This window comes from Nostoc sp. JL33 (genome assembly GCF_017114985.1).
GTDB lineage: Bacteria > Cyanobacteriota > Cyanobacteriia > Cyanobacteriales > Nostocaceae > Nostoc.
The window spans coordinates 26,423-48,127 of record NZ_JABXKP010000075.1 but is presented as its reverse complement, the minus strand read 5'-3'; the positions used below and the strand labels follow the sequence as shown (position 1 = coordinate 48,127).

Here is a 21,705-nt window from a genome sequence, read left to right as displayed (position 1 = left end):
AAATGACTTGCCCCTGGCGAGAGCGCTCTTTTCAATTCTTTAATCTAAAATCTAAAATCCAAAATCCAAAATTGATTGACGGGATGTGGAAAGTCAAAAAGTATCACAGACAACAAAACTTTTCTCAATCACCGCACCCAAGAAAACTTTTCGAGTTATTCAGCACTGATAGGATTGATTCAAAGATTTGTGGAATCTGCTCTTCCTAAACAGATTGGACTTGCATAAATTACTATCAACAACTTTCGACTCACATCATGAACCGCTTTACCTCTATTTTTCTGGCCGGCTTGATAGCATCTGCTTCAGCTTTGGCTATTTCTCCAAAAGCTGATGCGAAAGCACCAGTGTCTTATCTTGCCCAGTTAGATAGCTACGGCTATCATCGCAACGATTATGAGAACCACGAACGTGGGAGTCGTTACCACAGAGATGGTAATTATGACCGCGAGAACGACCTTCGCAACATTGGTGACAATAACCGCCGCTATGAGCGCGAAAATAACCGCCGCTATGAGCGCGAAAATAACCGCCGCTATGAGCGCGAAAATAATCGCCGCTATGAGCGCGAAAATAACCGCCGCTATGAGCGTGAGCGCGACTGGGGTCGTGGCTAACCCTCCGCTTTCATTTATAATGCTTGGTTCCAAGTGAACTGAGCATTGAGCTTCATTAATGAGTATCAAAGACTCATTAATGGAGTTTTTAGCCCCATTAAAATAATTCCTAATTGATTTCTGCAAGCCGCACACTCGTGACTTTTAGTCATGAGTTAGGCGCAAATAATTTCTATATTTAGATGCTTGGATATTATGGTAAAATCATCATAGCAAAATATCTCTTAGAGAAATGCAAAAAGCGTTTAAACTTACACTTATACCTAACCATAGCCAACAAGTCTTAATTAATAAGACTATTGGTTGTGCAAGGTTTGTGTATAACCGCTTTCTAGCATTAAAGCAAGAGTTATACCTCACCGAGCAGAAAACGTTAAACTATAATGCTTGTAGTCAGCGATTAACTCTACTCAAGAAAGAAGTTGAATGGCTCCAAGAGGTAGATAAGTTTGCCTTACAAAACTCACTTAGGAATTTAGAGACAGCGTACAAAAACTTTTTTGCTGACTTCAAGAAAATTAAAGGTAGAAAAAACGTAGGCTTTCCTAAATTCAAAAAGAAGCATGGGTGCAAGCAGTCTTACAAAACTAACCTGACTAACGATAACATTCAAGTAATCGAGAATTGTTTAAAGCTTCCCAAGCTAGGATGGGTGAAGTTTCATAAATCTCAGGAAATTACTGGAAAACTTGTAAATGTTACTGTAACTCGTACTTCCAGAGGTAAATATGTTGCTAGTATTCTGTGTGAAACAGAGATAGAGAAACACTTTCAAGTTGCTCAAAATATTGGTTTAGACTTGGGAATTAAATCTTATCTTGTTACAAGCGTTGGTGAAGTTGTAGATAATCCGAAGTATTATAAAACTCAAACTCGTAAGTTACGCGCATCTCATAAGAAACTATCCCGCACTGTAAAAGGTAGTAGTAATCGAGTCAAAGCGAAAATCAAGCTAGCTCGTACCTACGAACGGATTACGAATTTGAGAGATGACTTTTTGCATAAGTTGTCAACTCGCTTAATCAAAGAAAACAGCATTATCTGTATTGTTCGCGGAGCGTGTCGTAGACAAGATTTGCACGTTGCCAACATGGTGAAAAATCACAAACTAGCATTGAGCCTGGCTGATGCTAGTTGGTCAAAATTTGTCACCATGCTCGAATATAAAGCTTTGTGGCATGATAGAATTGTGCAAAAAGTTGGTACATTTTATCCTTCGTCTCAGAATTGCAATTGTTGTGGTTCTATGAATCCACTAGTCAAGGATTTAAAGTTACGTGAATGGTCTTGTCCTAATTGTAATAACTACAATTTGAGAGACATCAACGCTTCTTTTAATATTTTGAGTGAGGGGTTAAGACTAATAGCCGCCGTGGGTATCCCGGAGGCTCTAAACGCTTGTGGAGAACTTGTAAGACCTGGAGCAATTCAGGCTCAGATCGTTGAAGCAGGAATCGCGTGACTTCTAGTCATGCGAGGTTCAAAATGAGTATTAAAGACTCGTCAAAACTTCCCACTACCCACTTGATCAGGTGCAGGAGCGATGGGAGCGCCATTGGTGAGGCTGAGAATACCGGAAATAACAATTTTTTCCCCAGCTTTTAGTCCTTCGAGAACTTGATAATTATTTCCCTCAATTACTCCCAATTTCACGAGCTTTTGTTGAGCTACTAAAGATGGCGCTTCAGCTTTAGGTTTTTCCTGCGGCGCTTCAGCTTGAGGCTTTTGTGCTGGCGCTCCAGCTACAAACACAAAAGTCTCCCCACCCAAGCGAGTTACTGATGTAACTGGAATTAAGATTCCTGGACGTTCATTCCAGATTACTTTGGTTTGCACTGACTGAAGATTAAGCAGTCGATTTCTCAAATTGCCAAAGTTGGCTTTTACCAAAACTGTCTGCGAATCTAAACTGGCATTTGGAGAGATAAAACTGACCTTACCCCTTGCTATGGTTTGGCCTTGGGCATCCAGCATTTGCATAGGTAATCCCAAGCGCAACTTTCTGGCTTGATTTAGCGGAATGGATATATTTAGCTCTAAAGAGTCGTTTTTGGTCAATGTGGTCAGCTGATCCCCTTGTGCCACATACTGTCCTACTTTCACTGGGATGTCACCAACAATACCTGTGAAAGGAGCTAGGACTTTTGTGTATTGCAGTTGGACTTGAGCCGACTGGACTTGGGCGGCTGCTTGGCTTACTTGCGATCGCCCTTGGGCAATATCTTCTGGGCGGTTGCCATTCACCTGCTGCCTATAGTTTTGTCTCTGTTGTTCTAAGGCAGCACCTAGCTGCTGGATATTAGCAGTCCTGCTTTTGCGGAGTTGCTCTAAGTTTTTCTGGGCTGCAACCAGCGCCGCTTCAGCACTACCTTTGTTTTTAAGGTATTCATCTAGGGCATCTTGGGAAGTTGCCCCTTCTTTTGTTAATTGTTCGTATCGCCTTGCTCGTGCTTGTGCTAGTACTAAATCGGATTGGGCGGAATTAACTTGAGCTTCAGCCTGCTGAATTTGCTGTGGTAGCGATCCAGATACGGCATCTTGATATTTTGCTTCGGCTTGATCTAACTGGGCTTTGGCTTGCAAAACTACTTCTCTTCGAGTCCCGGCTTTGAGTTCGGCAAGATTTGCCTGTGCTTGTTCTAGCGCTGCTTGTTTTTGTTGTAGCTGGGCTTGGGCATCATCAATTTGTAGGCTAATAATTACTTGCCCTTGTTTAACAGAGGTACCCTCTTTGATGTAAATCTGGGTAATTCGCCCTCCAACCTGTGGCTTGATTGGTACAGACAGTGGTGCCTCTAAGGAGCCAATAAACACCGAACTATCCTGCACAGTTTCAGTTTTCACAGTTGCTAGCTTCACGGGAACTGGCGGTTGAGCAGCACCTGCTCCAGCACCCGATTCTGCATTGCTAGCATGACTAGTTTGCCACCAGCGCCAACCAAAACCAACACCTGCAATTAACAGGATGATTCCTAAGATTAGAGGCCAACGCCGCTTTTGAGGTGGCTTAGGCGATCGCTCTGGCAATGGTTGCGGCTCTTGACTAGAATCAGTAACAGCAGGCTGTTCTATTTCAACGGGAACGCGAGAGTCAGGGAGATCAGAATGGGCCATCATTTTCTCGTTTTGTGGATTTAAACTTGGGCAATCTATTTTTTTTTCGCTAAAAAAGCATTTGAATAGTTTTTTAGCCTTTTTTCTCTATGTTGGTGACAAATATGTATGTTTGGGTATTTCGGCGATCGCTCACAATGTCTAGCACCTAAAACGCACACATATTATTCAGCAGATTATGGTTGATTTATACATTTGTTAACTCCGAGCAATTTTTTAAAGTGTAATTTATAAAACCTTTTCAGTCAGTAGGAACCCAGTGCCTTAGCTCCGAGAGAAGGCACGGTTCATCTAGTTGCAGGCGAATCAACTGAATCTGCTGCCTCCTGCAATGGCAAAGTGCTAATACCGCGCACAAATAAATTGACGCAAGTTTCCATGTAGCATTCACGACTGTAGCCTAGTGTGGTAGGGATATCGCTAAAACGCAACATCCCGTGAAGCAACATACCTGTGAAACTATCCACAGATGCTTCCAAATTTATATCTGAAGACACTGTACCCTTCTGTTGGCTGTTCTGCAAGTAGACAACCAGCTTGGAGCGCCGCGATTTGTCAGTTTCGTATAACATCAGACGAGCGGCCTGGGGATGTCGCTTCGCTTCCCCAATAAATATCCGAATCAGGTCTTGATGCTCCTCTATCATCTGGTTGCAAAGCCTTGCATAATTCTTGAGGTCAATGTATAGGTTTTGGCTCCACTCGTCGTGATCGGTTAAAGCTTGCGACTGTAAAGCGATCGCTTCGGTAATCACAGCAGCTAATAGTTGCTCTTTGTTCTGGAAATGACGAAATAATGTCACCTCATTCACCGCAGCAACACGAGCAATTTCTCGCGTTGTCGCTCCGGTTAAACCTGCCGTTGCAAACACCTTAGTTGCTGACTTTATCAAGCGGGCACGAGTTTGTGCCGTCCTTGATGCTAAGTTTTCCATGAGCGTTTGCAAGCGCTTGCTTGCACATGTAAGTGCTTGCTTGCATTATAACCACATAAAATATCAGATTGGTATAAGTTACAGATGAGTTTATCGCTCTTGAATGGTAGTGAATACATATCTTAAGGAAGAGAAGGGTATGGAGCGATCGCTGATTAATTCAGATGAATAGCGGTTCTCAATTGCATGGAATACAGGAGGCAGTCGCGTGGGCGGGTTTGGGCAAACTGGCGTACCACTCGTAAATGTGCCCCTAGCATGTATTGCATCCATAGAGGCGTAGCAGCTACTCTACAAGTTCTCTAACGGAGTACCCGCAAGCTACAAGAACTGTTTTAAGCTGTTCCACATTTAACTTGCATAATTAGGGCGGGCATCTTGCCCACCCCACAAGATTTTAATTAAATTTAGATATGTAAACTAGATGTGGAACAGCTTATTAATCAAAGTTGCGAGTTTGATCAATCAGTATTCTCTATAGTCCTATTTTTCAGCAGTCTCAACTTCCTACACTTAGGTCACCCGATCGGCTGATTTTTAACTCACCCGAATGGGTGATTTAATTTATCCCAATCAGGGTTTTATCTGTGCCGCCGAGTCAGCAATCCCCAATCCCCTTCAACCATCCACAACTGATTTTTTAGAATTCAATTTCCGTAAAATACCCACAGTTGATTTTCGATTAGCACCAATATGAGAAAAGAGCCACTCATACCGATCAAGTGCTTGCTCCAAAGAATAGTTTTCTTCGGCAAATTGTCTTCCTGAGTTACCTAGCCTCGCCCCTAGAGTCGGATTAGCATATAAATCATGCACCGCAGCGGCCATTGCATTGGGTGATTCTGGCTCAACAACTATCCCACCACCACTGAGTTGGATTGCTTTAGCAGCAGTACCAGTGGCGGGAACTGAACCCACAATTGGGCGACCACTCGCCAACAGCAGTGGTATTTTTGAAGGCATATTGAAGGAAATCACATTCCGCTTTTGCACAATCAGCCCTACATCAGATGCTGCTAGCATTTCGGGTAGTTTTTCTCTCGGCTGCAACGGTAGCAGCAAAACATTATCTGCTCCATTTAATAGACAATATTCATGCAACCTTTGCAATGCTATTGATTCGCCAACGATGACAAAGACAATATCTTTGATATGACGTAAGCAAACTGCTGCTTCTATTACTGTCTCTAAACCTTGGGTTAGAGCAATATTGCCCGAATAAAGTACTACAAATTTTCCATCCAGCTGATGGCTAGATTTCCAAGAGTTCTTCTCTTTCGGTAAGGGGCGGATGAAATTTAAATTTACCCAATTGGGAATACAAACGATTTTATTAGCAGGTACTCCTTTATTCACTAAATTCTCACGAAACCCATCGGCGATGACGCTAATAGTGTGTGCAGTCCGATATGCAAATTTCTCTAGGGCTGCAAGAGTTTGAATCATCCACTTATTTTTCAATAGCCCAATACGCACGGCAGCATCTGGTAGAATATCTTGCACATTCAGAACTACTGGACAGTTATATAACCAACCAAACATTGTTGCTGGTAACGTACCTAAAAGAGGCGGAATTGTTAAGAGAATCACATCTGGACGTCTGCCTTTAAAAGCTTGGGGTAAGCTCGTGAAAACAAAGCTCAATTCCAATAAAAGCCGATCCACGAGGTTGGGTTTAGACTGAATCCGCAGGTAACTTCGTTGAATGGTGACGCCATTTTTTTGTTCATTAACGTACAATTTACCCCGATATCCATCGTAAATCTGACGCTGAGGATAGTTGGGCATTCCGGTAATCACCCGCACTTGGTGACCTCGCTTTACTAGCCCTTCTGCCAATTCAGTCATTAAGGGAGCAATTCCAATCGGCTCTGGATGATAGTTGTAGGAATAGATCAGAATGTGCATGAGCTATTTATGAATTTCGTGAAGACAGCATGATATGAGCCGATTTATTAGTAATTTAAGTAGGCGCTCTACTTTTATTATTTAATTTAGGTTGTGAGCAATTTATGATTCTTTGAAATCACAATTGCAATCAAGGCTGTTTAGGACTTTTCTAAGTGGATCTTAACAGTTAATCAGTTATTAATTATTTAGCTATCCAGTTATCAATTACCAGTGTTCACTGATAATTGATAAATAATTTAAGGTTCCTATCATCCGCATGATAAGTTTTCATTAATTTAAAAGGTAATCTAATGCTTAAATTTACACTTAGTGGATTGTAACATCATATTTAATCTCCTGCATGAAACCCACATTCCAGCTTGTAAAGTGGCACATGAAGTATTTTTAACCAAGTCATCAGTATTAGGTTCAATGGTGAGCATCTTACTTTTTAGACTAGTTAAAAGGCACGAACTTTTTAACACTAGCGTCCTACGCAACAGTAAAAGTAGCACTGGTTGCTGTGCTCAGGGTGATTTTGGCGAAAATCTTTTTCATTGTTATCACTCGAATACTTATTGACACAAGTATTCGAGCGATCGCGAGCCGATAAGACCGATAAGGTTCAATGATCAACTCACCAGTTCAGTGAACTATTGAGGCTAGAATAGAGATTCATTAAACTAAATTTGGCAACCTCTGACTAGGAAGCCCTACTTTCTAGCAAGAGGCTTGCTTTTTCTTCAGAGTTGAACCTAAACCCAACATCCCAAGTGCCACTAAACCCACGATAGAAGCAGGTTCAGGGACTTTGGATACCTGAATAGAGCCAGAATTCTGATCTAGTGTTATTGACGTTCCGTTTTGATTGACATCCTGACGTAAGAACAAAGAATCGCCAACCGTTCCCTGAAGGAAATATTCTCCAATTACACCTGTTCCTCCTGCTATATCAAAGGGGCCAAACAATTTCTGAGTGGAAGTATCAAAGTTGAAAGCGAAGAAATCAGATTGTGACACCCCACCACTAACGGTGTTATAAGTTCCAAGAGGATTATTAGATGGGTCTAAGAAGGAGACATTCAAGGATTGTAAAAATTTGGTCGCTCCACTACCACTTTCGGAAATAATTGTCGGTGCTGTAGCCTCGTCGTAGCTGAATGAACCTACTGCTGAATAACCGCCATTACCTAGCCAGTTAAAGTTGAAATCAACAGCTTGAGCTGAGTTGTTAGCACCAGCAGCGATCGCAACACTAAGAGCAGTACTGGTTGCTGCGATAGTGGCAATTTTGGCGAAAATATTTGTCATTGTGATCACTCCAAAGTTGATTGAAATCATGCAGATATCAATCTATAAACAACACTAACTTTATGATATAAATATGTATAAGTAAATACTGCATGAAATTACGGGAGTGAGTGTAAAAACTCAATGAAGAAAAACACTTTTTTGTGAAGTTTTGGATAAAATGTCAAATCTATCTAACAAACCTCAGCTCGACTTTATCGATAAAGATGTATCTGGCAAAGCTGACTAAAAATCACGAGCGATCGCCTGAGAATAACTGATAAAGTTGAGCTACGCAAAGTTGAAAACAGTATTTTATGCCTGGGTTTCTATTAGAAGTTGGTACAGAAGAACTACCTGCAAGTTTTCTCAGTCATGCTTTAGTGCAATGGCAAGAGCGCATTCCCCAAAGCTTGGAAGCAAACAGCCTCAAGGGCGAAAGTGTGGAAGTATACGGTACTCCCCGGCGTTTGGCGGTAGTGATTAAAGGTCTACCATCTGTGCAAGCAGACAGAGAAGAAGAAATTAAAGGGCCCCCTGCCCAAGCCGCCTTTAAAAATGGTCAGCCGACACCAGCAGCAGCAGGCTTTGCCAAAAAGCAAGGTGTGGAACTGGATGCGCTGTTTGTTCGCCCCACTGACAAAGGGGAATTTGTATTTGTGCAAAAAAGAATTCTTGGTCGTTCTGCGGCGGAAATTTTGACAGAACTTGTTCCCCAGTGGATTTGGGGTTTGGAAGGTAAGCGGTTGATGCGTTGGGGGAATGGGGATGCAAGGTTTTCCCGACCAATTCGCTGGCTGGTAGCTTTATTAGATGATACGGTGCTGCCTTTAGAATTAGTTAATGGTTCTAAAACGATTCAGAGCGATCGCATTTCCCAAGGTCATCGTGTCTTGCATCCTAAACCTGTGACAATTGCCCAAGCTACTGATTATGTTACCGCCCTCAAGTCTGCTTATGTCAACGTTGACCCAGAAGAACGGGCAAATATTATCAAAGAGCAAGTAAATGCAGTAGCAGAGAATTTAGGCGGGTATACAGTAATTTACCCCGATTTGTTAGCGGAAGTAACCAACCTTGTAGAATATCCCTCCGCAGTTGCCGGTAAATTTGAACCAGAATTTTTGGAATTGCCAGTTGAGGTAATTACTGAAGTCATGGTAACTCATCAGCGTTATTTCCCTGTATTCAAACCGGATAGTTCTCAGCAAGAATTATTGCCCAATTTCATCACCATTTCTAACGGTGATCCCCAAAAATCAGATATTGTTGCCGTCGGGAATGAAAGGGTAATTCGTGCCAGATTAGCTGATGGCAGATTTTTCTACGAAGCTGATTTAACTAAGCCTTTAGAAAACTTTTTACCACAATTAGAAAAAGTTACTTTCCAAGAAGAATTGGGTTCGTTGCGTGCCAAGGTAGATAGAATAGTTAAAATTGCCGAGCAAATTACTAGCCAATTAAAATTAGAGGAAAGTCAAAGCCAAAAAATCCAACGTGCAGCTTTATTATGTAAAGCAGACTTGGTTACACAAATGGTGTATGAATTTCCCGAATTGCAAGGGATCATGGGAGAAAAATATGCCTTAGCCAGTGGTGAAGATGCGGAAGTAGCCAAGGCAATTTTTCAACATTATTTGCCAACCGGAGCAGGTGATATTTTACCTGGAACGCTCACGGGAAAAATTGTCGGTTTGGCAGATAGATTAGATACCTTGGTGAGTATCTTTGGTTTAGGTTTAATTCCCTCTGGTTCCTCTGATCCCTTTGCCTTACGCCGTGCTGCTAATGCTGTAGTAAAAATCACTTGGTTTGATAATTTACCGATAAATTTAGATGATTTATTGGCACAAATAGGGACAGATTTTGCAGCAAAATATCACAAAGATCAGGGATCATTAACCGCAGCATTACAAGAGTTTTTCTTACAACGCATCCGCACTTTACTACAAGAAGATAAGCAGATTGATTACGACTTAGTAAATGCAGTTTTGGGAGAAAATGACCCAGAATACACAGAACGGACGTTAAAGGATTTATTGGATGTCCGCGATCGCGCCTTATACTTACAACAAATCCGCAACGATAGTACCTTAGATAACATCTACGAAACCGTTAACCGTTCCACACGATTAGCCGCACAAGGTGATTTGGATACAAAACAGCTAGAACCAACAACCGTAGTTCGTCAAGAATTATTTCAAAAGCCCTCTGAAGTAGCTTTGTATAATGCGCTAATCGAATCAGTGCCTCAAACTCAAGCAGCACAGCAGACACGAAATTATCAACTGTTAGTAGTAGCACTAACAAAAATTGCTCCAGCAGTTAGTAACTTCTTTGATGGGCCAGATAGCGTTTTAGTTATGGACTCCGATCCAGAAGTCAAACGTAATCGATTACATTTACTTGGACTAGTTCGCAATCATGCCCGTGTTTTAGCTGACTTTGGTGCGATCGTCAAAAATCTGTAGCGTAAGTTAGTAAAAACTTGTGTAATTTTTGCCAAGAAACGCTACTATAGGGAGTGCTTAACCAGGGACACTCTGCTGCAATCTATGCCTAGAGCTACTGTTATTGGATTGGGAAAGTCCGGTGTTGCTGCGGCGAGATTGTTGAAACGGGAAGGTTGGGAGGTAGAGCTAAGTGATAGCAACACCTCCCAAGCCCTCCTACAACAACAACAAGAACTCGCTGCCGAGCAAATAACCGTAAAACTAGGCCAATCCCTAGAATTGAATGGTGCTAATTTACCCCAATTAATAGTCGTTAGTCCTGGCGTACCTTGGGATATTCCCGTATTAATCAAGGCACGCCAATTAGGTATTGAAACCATTGGGGAAATGGAACTGGCTTGGCGAAATTTGCGCTTGCTACCTTGGGTAGGAATTACTGGCACTAACGGCAAAACTACTACCACAGCTTTAATTGCTGCCATTTTCCAAGCAGCAGGCTTAAATGCACCCGCCTGCGGTAACATTGGCTACGCCGCTTGTGATGTTGCCCTATCTTGGAGAGGACAGGAGGGTAGGATAAGAACAGAGGAAACTCAAATCCAAAATCCAAAATCTAAAATCCAAAATTGTATTGATTGGGTGATTGCGGAAATTAGCAGCTATCAAGTAGAATCTTCGAGTTCTCTTGCACCCCGTATCGGTGTTTGGACGACTTTCACGCCGGATCATCTTAGTCGCCATAAGACTTTAGAAAACTATTACAACATCAAAGCCAAGCTGTTGCGTCAGTCCGAGTTGCAAGTGTTCAATGGCGATGATGCCTACTTGAGGCAGCAAGGTTTAAGTGCTTGGCCTGATGCCTATTGGACAAGTGTAAGAGGAAAAGATTTCCTGATTAGCGAAAAAGGCTTTTACATCGAAGACGACTGGGTTGTGGAAAAATTGACTGCAACCTCTGCACCAAAAGCGATTGTGAAAGTATCTACCTTGCGGATGGTGGGAGAACATAACCAACAAAATCTCTTGATGGCAGTAGCAACGGCACGGTTAGCGGGAATTAATTGTGATGCGATCGCGCGTGCTATTGTTGAATTCCCAGGTGTTGCCCATCGTTTGGAGCATATCTGCACATGGGAAGGTATTGATTTCATTAACGACAGCAAAGCCACTAACTATGATGCTGCTGAAGTTGGTTTAGCATCTGTAAAAAGTCCAGCGATTTTAATTGCTGGTGGAGAAGCTAAAGCAGGTGATGATACCGCTTGGCTAGCAAAAATTCACTCCCAAGCTGCTGCTGTGTTATTGATTGGCTCTGCTGCACCCACATTTGCCAAACGTCTGCAAGAGGTGGGGTATTATTCTTACCAGATTGTGGAAACGATGGAAAGGGCAGTTCCCAAGTCGGCGGAATTAGCCAAGCAGTATCAAGCGCGTGTGGTGTTGCTATCTCCGGCTTGTGCGAGTTTCGATCAGTACCCGAATTTTGAGGTGCGGGGCGAGCGTTTCCGTCAGTTGTGCCTTGATTGGGCGGAAGTAGAGAAGCTTCAATACAACTCAATTCTTTCATCTCCTCTGCCTAATTAATTCAGGTGTAACTTGCAGCCACACAGTGAATTAATTATGTAAAATTATTAACAATTTTTGTATTTGGTAGCAAATAACTGTAGTGTATACAGCTATTAATAATACTGTGTACCCAAGAGAGATTTATGAAATTCAAAATGGTCGCAGCTTGGCAATATGCAAAGAAAAATTTTGTTTTACCAAAAAATATTATATTTTTTGGGTTGGCACTTTTACTGATTTTAGGTTTTAGTACGGCTGTAAACTTGATCCCATTGGCTCAACCTGCCATAGCTCAAGAGGCTCCACTCTCAACCACTATTCCACGTTATGCCGTAACTGCTGAATTTGGTAGAGATAGAGGAGGTAGCGATTACATATCTTATTTTACCTTACCATCCGCTTCCATTTGCCAGCAGTATTGTATTAATGATAATAAGTGTAGTGCTTATACCTATGTTAGACCAGGAGTACAAGGTGGTAGTGCTGTTTGTTATTTAAAATCTGTAGCACCACCATTAACACCAAATGACTGCTGTGTATCCGGTGTGAAATTGTAAGCTAAAAGTGCGGTGCGAACTTCCGCCAATCTGTACTAGAAGGATTGTTTAGAGCTAATTTAGTGGTTTCCTATAATTATGTTTTGGTGTAGTTTGCAACTTCAACCTCATGAGCGATGCTTGTAGGTTGAGGAATAGGTAAACCATCTTCTAGCATTCCTTCTAGATGAAATTCAATAGCTTCTGTAATCATCTGCTTGACTTCTTCTAAAGTTTCACCCACAGCTACACAACCGGGTAAATCAGGGACATAAGCACCGTAGCTAGTTTCTCCCTTTTCAATCACAACTGTATAATGCATTAGTCTTCCTCCAATTGAGCTTGTCTCCAAATATTTTTAAGAGTACCAATTGGCACATCTACATTTGGTTTACCAGACACTGTTACAGTACTGGATTTATCTGGATGTTTGAACTGTCGATGACTACCTTTAGTTCTAGCAAGATACCAACCATCAGCTTCTAGTCGTTTGATAACTTCGCGTACTTTCATGCTAGCGCTTATCTGTATAGGTGAAATTTATATTACAGATAGAGTGCCTTATTGACAATTCTTAAAGCAATCACTCAATATAGTCAAAATCGCTTCATGAATCGAGTGGCTCAAAATGAAATGCTAAAGTTAATAATCAAGCTTTTCCAGAGCTACATTCTCTCTCTCTCAGATAATATTTATATATGAACGCTACACAAGAAAAACTAAAAGTTCAGCTTGAGCAGGCTTTAGTCGCGGCTTTTGGCACTGACTTCGCTGGAGTAGATCCCATTTTGGTTTCTGCTAGCAATCCTAAATTTGGTGATTATCAGGCGAATGTGGCTTTATCCCTGAGTAAAAAATTAGGAAAGCAACCAAGAGCGATCGCAGGTGCGATCGTTGAGAAATTAGATGTATCCGAAATCTGCGAACCGCCAGAAATCGCTGGGCCAGGATTTATCAATCTGAAATTGAAAACGGCATACTTAGAAGCACAACTTAACGCGATTCAAGCTGATCCCAGACTAGGAGTTCCAGCCGCAAAAACGCCCAAGCGGGAAATTGTGGATTTTTCCAGTCCGAATATTGCCAAAGAAATGCACGTTGGACACTTGCGTTCTACGATTATTGGTGATTCCATCGCCCGGATTTTAGAATTTCAAGGACACGATGTCTTGCGGTTAAATCATGTAGGTGATTGGGGTACGCAGTTTGGCATGTTAATCGCCTATCTGCGGGAAGTTTACCCAGACGCGCTTACCACCGCTAATGCTTTAGATATTGGTGATTTAGTCTCTTTTTACCGCAAAGCCAAACAACGCTTTGATACAGATGCAGGTTTTCAAGAAACAGCGCGGCAAGAAGTTGTCAGATTACAAGCAGGTGCAGAAGATACACTTCATGCTTGGAAACTGCTGTGTGAACAATCACGCCAAGAGTTTCAAGTAATTTATGAGTTGCTGGATGTCCAAATAATTGAACGCGGAGAATCTTTCTACAACCCTTTACTACCAAAAGTTGTAGAAGATTTAGATAAATCTGGGTTACTGGTAGAAAACCAGGGGGCAAAATGCGTTTTCTTGGAAGGGTTTACAAATAGAGAAGGTGAACCTTTGCCTTTAATTGTGCAGAAATCAGATGGCGGCTATAACTACGCCACAACTGATTTAGCATCCCTCCGCTACCGGATTCAGCAGGATCAAGCAAAGCGGATAATTTATGTAACAGATGCTGGACAAGGAAACCACTTTGCTCAATTTTTCCAAGTTGCACGCAAAGCTGGATGGATTCCCGATGATGTGGAATTAGTGCATGTGCCCTTTGGGTTAGTGTTAGGAGAAGATGGTAAGAAAATCAAAACTCGTTTTGGGGATAGTGTGCGGTTACGGGATTTATTAGATGAAGCTGTTTCTCGTGCCCAGGCTGACCTAAAAACAAGATTACAAGAAGAAGAACGTCAAGAAACTGAAGAATTTATTAATGAAGTTGCTAGGGTAGTTGGGATCAGTGCAGTTAAGTATGCAGACTTAAGCCAAAATCGCACCAGTAGCTACATTTTCAGCTACGACAAAATGCTGGATTTCAAAGGTAATACTGCGCCCTATATGCTGTATGCTTATGCACGCATTCAGGGGATTAGCCGCAAGGGTGATATTAACTTTAAGGAGTTGGGAAACAATGCTGTTTTGTTGGAGCATGAAACAGAATTAGCGCTGGCGAAATATTTACTTCAACTGGATGAAGTTATTAGTAGTGTAGAGCAAGACTTGCTGCCCAATCGTTTATGTGAGTATTTGTACGAACTGAGTAAAAAGTTTAATCAGTTTTATGACCGCAATCAGGGAGTTCAGGTGTTGGAAGCCGAGGAACCGCAGCGAACATCTCGCTTGATTCTCTGTGATTTGACTGCTAGAACTTTGAAGCTAGGATTGTCTTTATTGGGAATTGAGGTATTGGAGAGGATGTAATTTTTTTAACGCAAAGGAACGCTGAGGTAGCGCAAAGGTACGCAGAGTAAGAGTTAAGCTGATTTTTTCTTTGTGTACTTCTCTAACGAGACGCTGCGCGAATGCGGTTTTTTAATCAGAATTGCTGGACTTGGAGGCGATCGCAAATGGTACGTACACCATCAAAAAGCATAACTTTGGCAGAGTTTCTGAAGCTACCAGAAACTAAGCCTGCTAGTGAATACATCGATGGTCAAATTATTCAAAAACCTATGCCACAGGGAAAGCACAGTATAATTCAAGGTGAAATGGTTAGCACAGTCAACTTAACGGTCAAGCCCAAGCGAATTGCTCGTGCTTTTCCAGAATTGCGGTGTACTTTTGGTGGAAGGTCAATAGTGCCAGATGTTTCTGTGTTTACTTGGCAAAGAATTCCTCGTGATGAAAATGGTGAAGTTGCCAACGTATTCCAAGCAGCTCCCGATTGGACTATTGAGATTCTATCACCTGACCAAAGACAAACGAAAGTTACAAAAAATATTCTGCATTGCCTGAATTATGAAACACAAATGGGTTGGCTGATTGATCCAGAAGAACAAACGGTATTTGTGTACATCCGCAATCAACAGCCTGTCATGTTGGATGAATTAGAAGCTTTACTCCCTGTGCCAGATTTTGCAAGTGAGTTGAGGCTGACAGTTGGAGATTTATTTGGTTGGCTGTTGGAGTAAACTAAACCCTGACGAATTGAATCAGGAAATACACCAAGTGCAACAGGTTTTATGGGTAGGAATCGGTTGTAAACGGGGAACCTTATGGCAGTTGATTGATCAAGCAATTGAGCAAGTATTTCGAGAAAATCAACTTTTTCAAAGTGCGATCGCGGGGATTGCTACGATTGACACCAAAGCCTCGGAAGTTGGCTTAGTAGAATTTTGCCACCTCCGCAATTTCCCCCTAAAAACTTTTTCTGGGGAAATGCTTCGCTGTGTCTGTGTCCCCAACCCTGCCACAATTACCGACCAGAAAGTGGGTACACCTAGCGTAGCAGAGGCAGCTGCTATTCTTGCAGCTACTCAAACCCCCTTATTGACTGCTTCCCCTTTTACCAGCACAGAAGCATTGGGAGTGAGGTTTTTAGTTCCTAAACGAATTTTTCAGTTACAAGGGCAAGCAGGAGCGGTAACGCTAGCTGTTGCCCAAGCCTCAAATATTATGAGTATTACAATTTACTAATTTTTCTAGTCAACAACTCTCAACAAATAGTTAATTATGCTAGAAACTATTGCTAGCACAATTGAACCTAACAAAGCAGGTAAAAAGCCCTGAATCTCAAAACCATAACCAGGAGTTAGGGCACTTGCCAACCAAAGGGTTAAGGCGTTGATCACTAATGTAAATAAACCAAAGGTGAGTAAGGTAATCGGAAATGTCAAAATCTGCAAAATTGGTCTAATAAATGCATTAACCAGACCAACAACTAAAGCAGCGATCAAGGCAGTCACAAAATTCTTGATAAAGAATCCCGGAACGATATTAGCAGTAAGAAATAACGCCACCGCACTACCGAGCCAAGTTAATAAAAAGTGTTGCATAAGTTTTTTTAGAGGAATTAGCAGTTTAATTAATTTGACTATTGCCAGTTGTAATATGTAACACTATCAGGTGTGCTTGTACTTAGCTTATATTGCTATCATCTTTTGTTAGCCCAAAAACATGTGATTTTTCAGCGATCGCATAGAGATATTTCCAATCAGGATATCTTTATCCTATTGCAGGATGTACCACGAATTAAATTGATTAAAAATGATCTGAACAGCAAAACTCCTACAGAGGTTGCTCTCAGTCGAGAAACCTCTGTATCTAAAACAGAGTATCTAGCACTAGCAAGTTCCAAAGTCATTAAGGGAACTAGCAAAATTACACTATAGTGGATGGCAACTTTAATATCAGCCTAACGCTGTTGGGGCGATCGCCGCAAAAGAACCTCCCAGGTAGAACCACCAACTACACCGTCAGCCTCTAAACCATAGCGCTTTTGTGCAGCTTTCACAGCTTCCTCGGTTGTTACGCCAAAGTCTCCATCGGCATCGCCTTTCAAGAAACCAAGCTTTTTCAGTTGTTCTTGCAACTTCACAACTTCAGAACCACGTAATCCTATACGCAAAATTGGCAATCCTTCTGAGGTGTATTGAATACCAGGGGTTTGCTTAGTAGTTGATGTAGTACGATCCGGTGTTTTCTGTGTCCTTGAAGTTGTAGCTTTTCTTGGGGTAGCAGGTTTTGGCTCAGGGCTGGTCGCAACTTGCGTTACAGCTTTTTTTGGGGTAGCAGGTTTTGGCTTCGGGCTAGTCGCAACTTGTGTTACAGCTTTTTTTGGGGTAGCAGGTTTTGGCTTCGGGCTAGTCGCAACTTGTGTTACAGCTTTTTTTGGGGTAGCAGGTTTTGGCTTCGGGCTAGTCGCAACTTGTGTTACACCTTGTCTTGGAGGGTTAGGGTTGGGATTTGCAACGTTGCTGAGGTTGCTAGTCTGGGTTGGGACAGGAAAATTTCTAGCTGAGTTAAATCCTGGCTGGGATGAAGGGACGGTTGATGCTGCTACCGGTTGATTAGGGAAAAGTCGTTGCCAAGTGCTGGCATCAACAACGCCATCTGGATTTAAGCCAGCTGCTTGTTTAAACCGGGAAACAGCACTGGCCGTATCCTCACTATATACACCATCTACGGCACCAGAGTAATAACCCAAAAGTTTTAGAGCTGCTTGAAGTTCAGACACGCGTTCGCCTTGACTACCAACTTTTAGGGTAGGGCGGTTGACGTTATCTCCAGGATTTACTTGGGCAATCTTTTGAGGTGCAGCTATTGATACTACAGCCGTTGAGGCAATCAACACAGGTGTAGTGGAGAACAAGAGTATTTCAATAGCTGATAAAGATTTAAAGCTTTTTGTCCACCAATTTTTTTGCCGTTTTTCCATCCTACAGCGATTTACAGTTGGCTCTAGTAATTTTAAGTAACTCAAAATACTTGCTGTCAGGCTGCTTTGCATGGAATCTACTCCCAGAATATTCTCATGCTAATAGTACGGCCGCTTGGTCTAAAAAACAGCTGCATTTACGATGTCTCCGACGGGCGTAGCTGCGGTACACAATCCAATATCCTTGGGTTCAGACTTGCTCCTTTCTAATCGTTCTCAAAAAGGAGAGAATTAAAGTAAAGCTATGCGATCGCTCGATTAATTGCTTCTTCTTGACCAACTAAAGACAAGTAAGGTGATTTTAAATACTTACAAGCTGAAGCGATCGCATCTTTGGCACTCACAGCCGCAATCAATTCTTGGAACTTTGTGTCAAAATCAATACCTAAGCCCAAAATCTCATACCAGCCGTATATCTGAGCAATTTGCCCGTTCGTTTGTTTACCCAATGCATACTGCCCCAGGATCTTGTTTTTAGCAGCTTGGAGTGCGCTTTCGGATACTTCGGCGGTACACAATAAATCTACTTCTGTACGCAGTCCTTCTAAGGCTATGCTGGTATTCTCCGGTGCTGTACCCATATAAACCACAAATGAGGCTGGAAATAGCCTTGTGGAGTAAAATGCAGATACTTCGTAAGCTAAACCTCGTTTTTCGCGCAATTCCACAAACAAGCGACTAGAAAGCCCATTTCCCAAGTAGGTACATAGCAACTTCAGTGGGGCGTAGTCAACAGAACTCACCGATGTTCCCAAATAACCGAGCATCACGATTGATTGTTGTGTCTGTACTGGTTTCACTCTTACCTGCGGTTCCACCTTAATTTCAGCTAAATTCAGTATTGGCAATGCTTGGGCTGGCGCTTGCCAATCACCAAAAACTTCTTCCACCAATGCGGCTGCATCTGTGGGTGTGACTCTCCCAGCAATACTAATTACTAGATTATCTGGACGGAAATAAGTTTGGTGATACTCGACTAAATCCGCACGGGTTAAGCGGCTCATCGTGGTTTCATCTCCCAGCACTGACATAGCATAGGGATGATTTTGGTACATTACCTGCCGCATTTGTTCAAAGGCGACAGTGAACGGCTGCTCTTTTTGCGAACGAATATCTTGGAGTGCTAAACGTCGTTCTAGTTCCACTTGAGTTTCGGGAAAAGTAGGCGAGCGCAAAATCCGCCCTGCCAATGTTAAAATTTCTGCAAAATCGGATGTTACCGTTTTCAGAGATAGCAAAAAATAATCAGTACTGGCATCTGCACTCAAACTCGCCCCTACAGACTCGACAATTTCGGCAATTTCAAAACTAGAAAGACCATCGCATCCCTTTGTCATCACTGCTGATAGCAAATGTGCCAACCCTGCTTGCTCCCGGCTTTCGTTACAACTACCGGCACGCACAAAGATTCGCGCCGCAACAATGTCCGCAGCAGGATTTTCTGCCACCAGCACGACAATGCCATTATTCAATACGGTGCGATGGATAGGTGATTTTTGCAGCAAGGTTGTCATTTGTAATTTGTCCATTGTCGGTTATCACTCAATTTTAGATTTTGGATTTTAAATTTTAGATTGCCCCACAAATAACTTTGCTTGCTCTCAAACAATTAAATTATTTGATATCATTCCGCTTGAGTGCTAAACCCCAAGAACCCCAACCCCTAGAGCAGGCTCTTAAGGGAGCCAAAGCGTAGCTTTGTCTCTTTGGTGGGGTTCTTATTTTGGATTTATGCAAGGGTCTATTTTATTTGTCTCCACGGCTCAATTCAGGCTATTCAAACCAATTTTTTAGATTTTTTCTTAAATCCAAAATCCAAAATCCAAAATCCAAAATTGGCATGGTCATTTGTCTTTTGCTAATGACTAATGACTAACACGGTTTAAGTACAGTAACCGCATAATTCTGCGGCGAAAGATACTGTTGAGCTAATTTTTGCAGTTCTTGGGCATCAAAAGACTGAATCTGCTGGGGATATGTCACAGCTAATTCAGCTTGGGCGATGGTATTGTAATATCCATAAAGCCCCGTCAACTGATTTGGCGTTTCGGTAGCAAACGCATACTCATTACACAGCAGCCTGCGTGCGCGGGCAAGTTCCTGTTCGCTAATTCCTCTAGTCTGCAAATCATCCAAATGAGCGCAAATCAAGGATTCAACTTCCTGCAAATTTTCTGGTTCCAACCAGGCAGTAATTGTAAATAAACTTGATTCCAGTTGTAAAGAAAAACTACTGCAAATTCCCTGTACCAATTGCAAATCTTCTCGCAAATCACGCACTAAACGCGAAGTCCGCCCTTCTGCCAATAACACCGACAACATATTTAAACCATAGCCAGTGCGGATTTCCTCTACCCCTGGTACGAGCCACGCCATCAACAATCGTCCTTGCTCTATGCGTGGTAAACACAGTTCTTGACGCTGAATTCCTGTTATTACTGGCTTTGCTACTTTCTCAAATTGCGGACAATTCGAGCGTTCGGCAAAATCAGCAAATGAACGATTTACCATTTCCCAGGCTGGTTGCTGGGCTATACCCCCTGCAATTACCACCGTCATGTTTTCCGGCTGATAGTGAGTGCGGTGAAAACAGCGCATTGCTTCTGGCGATTGCTGCATCAATTCTTGCTCAGTACCCAACACCGAACGTCCGTAAGGGTGATGCTGATAGATACTTTGAATCAGAGTTTGAAATCCTATCCAGTCGGAATCGTCCTGACAAGAGCGAATTTCCTCTAAAACCACGTCCCGTTCGCGGCTAAATTCATCTTCTGGAATTGCCGCATTCAGCAGTAGTTCTCCCAAGTAGGGCAGAGTATCTTTTAAATAAGGGGCAGCTGTGGTGAGTGAATAATGAGCATAATCATAGCTTGTTGCCGCATTACTCACACCACCCCGGTTTTCAACTTTGTAATCGAACATTCCAGGCGGTAGTGTCGCCGTACCTTTAAAAATCATATGTTCTAAAAAGTGCGCCATCCCAAACCACGGTTTTGGCTCTAGGCTTGCTCCAGCACGCACCCAAACATCCGCCACAACTACAGGGGTAGTGGGAATTTCTTGATGAATAAAGGTTAAACCACTCTCTAGTCGGAAGACCGAAGCTGGAAATACGCTATTAGTTAGTTGTTTTAACAATTTTTTGTAGCTTTAACCACAATTTCAGATAATTTTGTTATCTTAACTCTGAACGATACCTAATTTAGAATCCAGTTATACAGATTTTGTTTTTATCAGCAGTTATTGCTAACTTCTAAGCACATCCGTCGTAGGGGCACAGCAATGCTCAAGCGTGTCAATTTAAGCCAAAACCCTTTTAAAACCTGATTGCGACTCTGCCGCGAGTAAAGGAGGTGGAGCCTCCTAAGCTGAAAAACATCTAAATTGCATAACCTAATTAAACTTAACTCTTGTGGGGTGGGCCGGAAAGCCCGCCCTAATGGGAGCAAGTTAAATGTGGAACAGCTTAGTAGGCATTAAGAGTCAGAAACTCGGAACGAGACAATCTCTAAAAGCTGGTTCTAGACTAACTTTGACGTTAAGTTGATACCAATGAGCTTTTTCTGTGCCCCTACCGCGTGGCCTCTTTACCTGAAAATAGCTGTAATGGAGATTAAAAGTGATTCAAATAATTAAAGCTCCCAAATTCTAACTGACTTTGGGAGCTAATAATTTTAAGTTCACCGCGACGCCGTTTTACCTAAGTTTATGACCTGGTTTAACCAGGTGGGAACCTAAATTCCTCGTTTAAAGTTTCCGGGTACATGCCCGGTTTACTGCCACGAGAACTGTTTGACTCCCTTGTCTTTAAAGGCATAGATCAAAAAACTTGATGGCAGTCACCAACGTCGTAGTGCAACTCACTCATTATAGCTTTCAAAAAGAT

The 21,705-nt window shown here is 42.2% G+C and carries 20 protein-coding genes and 1 other RNA gene; 9 read left to right on the top strand and 12 right to left on the bottom strand.

Annotated elements, in window-relative coordinates:
• The first annotated feature begins 290 nt into the window (after positions 1 to 290).
• Together HWQ23_RS21590 and tnpB are read left to right on the top strand one after the other, a co-directional pair.
• Positions 291 to 617 (top strand): hypothetical protein, encoded by a 327-nt coding sequence (locus HWQ23_RS21590; protein WP_292832555.1) that lies wholly within the window; start codon positions 291 to 293, stop codon positions 615 to 617.
• 232 nt (positions 618 to 849) lie between these two features.
• On the top strand, positions 850 to 2,079 hold the full coding sequence (tnpB, locus tag HWQ23_RS21585; protein WP_292832552.1) for an IS200/IS605 family element RNA-guided endonuclease TnpB: 1,230 nt from the start codon (positions 850 to 852) through the stop codon (positions 2,077 to 2,079).
• Between the two features lie 41 nt (positions 2,080 to 2,120).
• On the opposite strand, the gene HWQ23_RS21580 is transcribed toward tnpB, so the two are convergent.
• From HWQ23_RS21580 to HWQ23_RS21560, 5 genes are all read right to left on the bottom strand, one after another.
• A complete protein-coding gene (locus tag HWQ23_RS21580) occupies positions 2,121 to 3,734 on the bottom strand; it encodes an efflux RND transporter periplasmic adaptor subunit (protein ID WP_334886157.1) in 1,614 nt (537 codons plus the stop codon).
• A 284-nt stretch (positions 3,735 to 4,018) separates the two neighbouring features.
• Positions 4,019 to 4,666: a TetR/AcrR family transcriptional regulator gene (locus HWQ23_RS21575; protein WP_292832549.1), complete on the bottom strand. Its 648-nt coding sequence runs from the start codon at positions 4,664 to 4,666 to the stop codon at positions 4,019 to 4,021.
• Positions 4,667 to 4,756: 90 nt separating this feature from the next.
• Positions 4,757 to 4,939 (bottom strand): hypothetical protein, encoded by a 183-nt coding sequence (locus HWQ23_RS21570; RefSeq protein WP_292832546.1) that lies wholly within the window; start codon positions 4,937 to 4,939, stop codon positions 4,757 to 4,759.
• Positions 4,940 to 5,284: 345 nt separating this feature from the next.
• Positions 5,285 to 6,574, bottom strand: a complete 1,290-nt coding sequence (locus tag HWQ23_RS21565) for a glycosyltransferase family 4 protein (protein ID WP_292832543.1) — start codon at positions 6,572 to 6,574, stop codon at positions 5,285 to 5,287.
• Positions 6,575 to 7,276: 702 nt separating this feature from the next.
• Positions 7,277 to 7,867, bottom strand: coding sequence for a PEP-CTERM sorting domain-containing protein (locus HWQ23_RS21560; RefSeq protein WP_292832540.1), 591 nt, complete (start codon positions 7,865 to 7,867; stop codon positions 7,277 to 7,279).
• Between the two features lie 296 nt (positions 7,868 to 8,163).
• Between HWQ23_RS21560 and glyS the strand changes: the two genes are divergently transcribed.
• The 3 genes from glyS (at position 8,164) to HWQ23_RS21545 (ending at position 12,422) form a co-directional block, all read left to right on the top strand.
• On the top strand, positions 8,164 to 10,317 hold the full coding sequence (glyS, locus tag HWQ23_RS21555) for a glycine--tRNA ligase subunit beta (RefSeq protein WP_292832537.1): 2,154 nt from the start codon (positions 8,164 to 8,166) through the stop codon (positions 10,315 to 10,317).
• Positions 10,318 to 10,401: 84 nt separating this feature from the next.
• Positions 10,402 to 11,883, top strand: a complete 1,482-nt coding sequence (murD, locus tag HWQ23_RS21550) for a UDP-N-acetylmuramoyl-L-alanine--D-glutamate ligase (RefSeq protein WP_292832534.1) — start codon at positions 10,402 to 10,404, stop codon at positions 11,881 to 11,883.
• A gap of 125 nt (positions 11,884 to 12,008) precedes the next feature.
• Positions 12,009 to 12,422 (top strand): PAN domain-containing protein, encoded by a 414-nt coding sequence (locus tag HWQ23_RS21545; protein WP_292832531.1) that lies wholly within the window; start codon positions 12,009 to 12,011, stop codon positions 12,420 to 12,422.
• 76 nt (positions 12,423 to 12,498) lie between these two features.
• Here HWQ23_RS21545 and HWQ23_RS21540 read toward each other — a convergent pair whose 3' ends face one another.
• Together HWQ23_RS21540 and HWQ23_RS21535 are read right to left on the bottom strand one after the other, a co-directional pair.
• On the bottom strand, positions 12,499 to 12,723 hold the full coding sequence (locus HWQ23_RS21540) for a type II toxin-antitoxin system HicB family antitoxin (RefSeq protein WP_292832528.1): 225 nt from the start codon (positions 12,721 to 12,723) through the stop codon (positions 12,499 to 12,501).
• Positions 12,723 to 12,914 (bottom strand): type II toxin-antitoxin system HicA family toxin, encoded by a 192-nt coding sequence (locus HWQ23_RS21535; protein WP_229468885.1) that lies wholly within the window; start codon positions 12,912 to 12,914, stop codon positions 12,723 to 12,725. Before HWQ23_RS21535 ends, HWQ23_RS21540 begins: the two co-directional genes overlap by 1 nt.
• Before the next feature lie 185 nt (positions 12,915 to 13,099).
• Between HWQ23_RS21535 and argS the strand changes: the two genes are divergently transcribed.
• The 3 genes from argS to HWQ23_RS21520 all read left to right on the top strand — a co-directional run bounded on the left by argS (position 13,100) and on the right by HWQ23_RS21520 (position 16,078).
• The gene (argS, locus tag HWQ23_RS21530) at positions 13,100 to 14,863 is read left to right on the top strand and encodes an arginine--tRNA ligase (RefSeq protein WP_292832521.1); all 1,764 of its coding nucleotides are present in this window, start codon (positions 13,100 to 13,102) and stop codon (positions 14,861 to 14,863) included.
• Between the two features lie 146 nt (positions 14,864 to 15,009).
• Positions 15,010 to 15,573 carry a Uma2 family endonuclease gene (locus HWQ23_RS21525; protein WP_196511181.1) on the top strand — a complete coding sequence of 188 codons (564 nt, stop codon included), beginning with the start codon at positions 15,010 to 15,012 and terminating at the stop codon, positions 15,571 to 15,573.
• A 37-nt stretch (positions 15,574 to 15,610) separates the two neighbouring features.
• Positions 15,611 to 16,078: a cobalamin biosynthesis protein gene (locus HWQ23_RS21520; RefSeq protein ID WP_292832518.1), complete on the top strand. Its 468-nt coding sequence runs from the start codon at positions 15,611 to 15,613 to the stop codon at positions 16,076 to 16,078.
• Positions 16,079 to 16,083: 5 nt separating this feature from the next.
• Here HWQ23_RS21520 and HWQ23_RS21515 read toward each other — a convergent pair whose 3' ends face one another.
• The gene (locus HWQ23_RS21515) at positions 16,084 to 16,437 is read right to left on the bottom strand and encodes a phage holin family protein (RefSeq protein WP_292832515.1); all 354 of its coding nucleotides are present in this window, start codon (positions 16,435 to 16,437) and stop codon (positions 16,084 to 16,086) included.
• Between the two features lie 105 nt (positions 16,438 to 16,542).
• Here HWQ23_RS21515 and HWQ23_RS21510 point away from each other — a divergent pair, with 105 nt between their 5' ends.
• Positions 16,543 to 16,773 (top strand): hypothetical protein, encoded by a 231-nt coding sequence (locus tag HWQ23_RS21510; protein ID WP_292832512.1) that lies wholly within the window; start codon positions 16,543 to 16,545, stop codon positions 16,771 to 16,773.
• A gap of 23 nt (positions 16,774 to 16,796) precedes the next feature.
• Here HWQ23_RS21510 and HWQ23_RS21505 read toward each other — a convergent pair whose 3' ends face one another.
• From HWQ23_RS21505 to ssrS, 4 genes are all read right to left on the bottom strand, one after another.
• A complete protein-coding gene (locus HWQ23_RS21505) occupies positions 16,797 to 17,891 on the bottom strand; it encodes a peptidoglycan-binding protein (protein WP_292832509.1) in 1,095 nt (364 codons plus the stop codon).
• Between the two features lie 170 nt (positions 17,892 to 18,061).
• Positions 18,062 to 19,333 (bottom strand): M16 family metallopeptidase, encoded by a 1,272-nt coding sequence (locus HWQ23_RS21500; protein ID WP_292832506.1) that lies wholly within the window; start codon positions 19,331 to 19,333, stop codon positions 18,062 to 18,064.
• A gap of 358 nt (positions 19,334 to 19,691) precedes the next feature.
• On the bottom strand, positions 19,692 to 20,957 hold the full coding sequence (locus HWQ23_RS21495) for a M16 family metallopeptidase (RefSeq protein WP_292832503.1): 1,266 nt from the start codon (positions 20,955 to 20,957) through the stop codon (positions 19,692 to 19,694).
• Positions 20,958 to 21,495: 538 nt separating this feature from the next.
• A non-coding RNA gene (gene ssrS / locus HWQ23_RS21490) (6S RNA) lies at positions 21,496 to 21,679 on the bottom strand.
• Positions 21,680 to 21,705 lie beyond the last annotated feature (26 nt).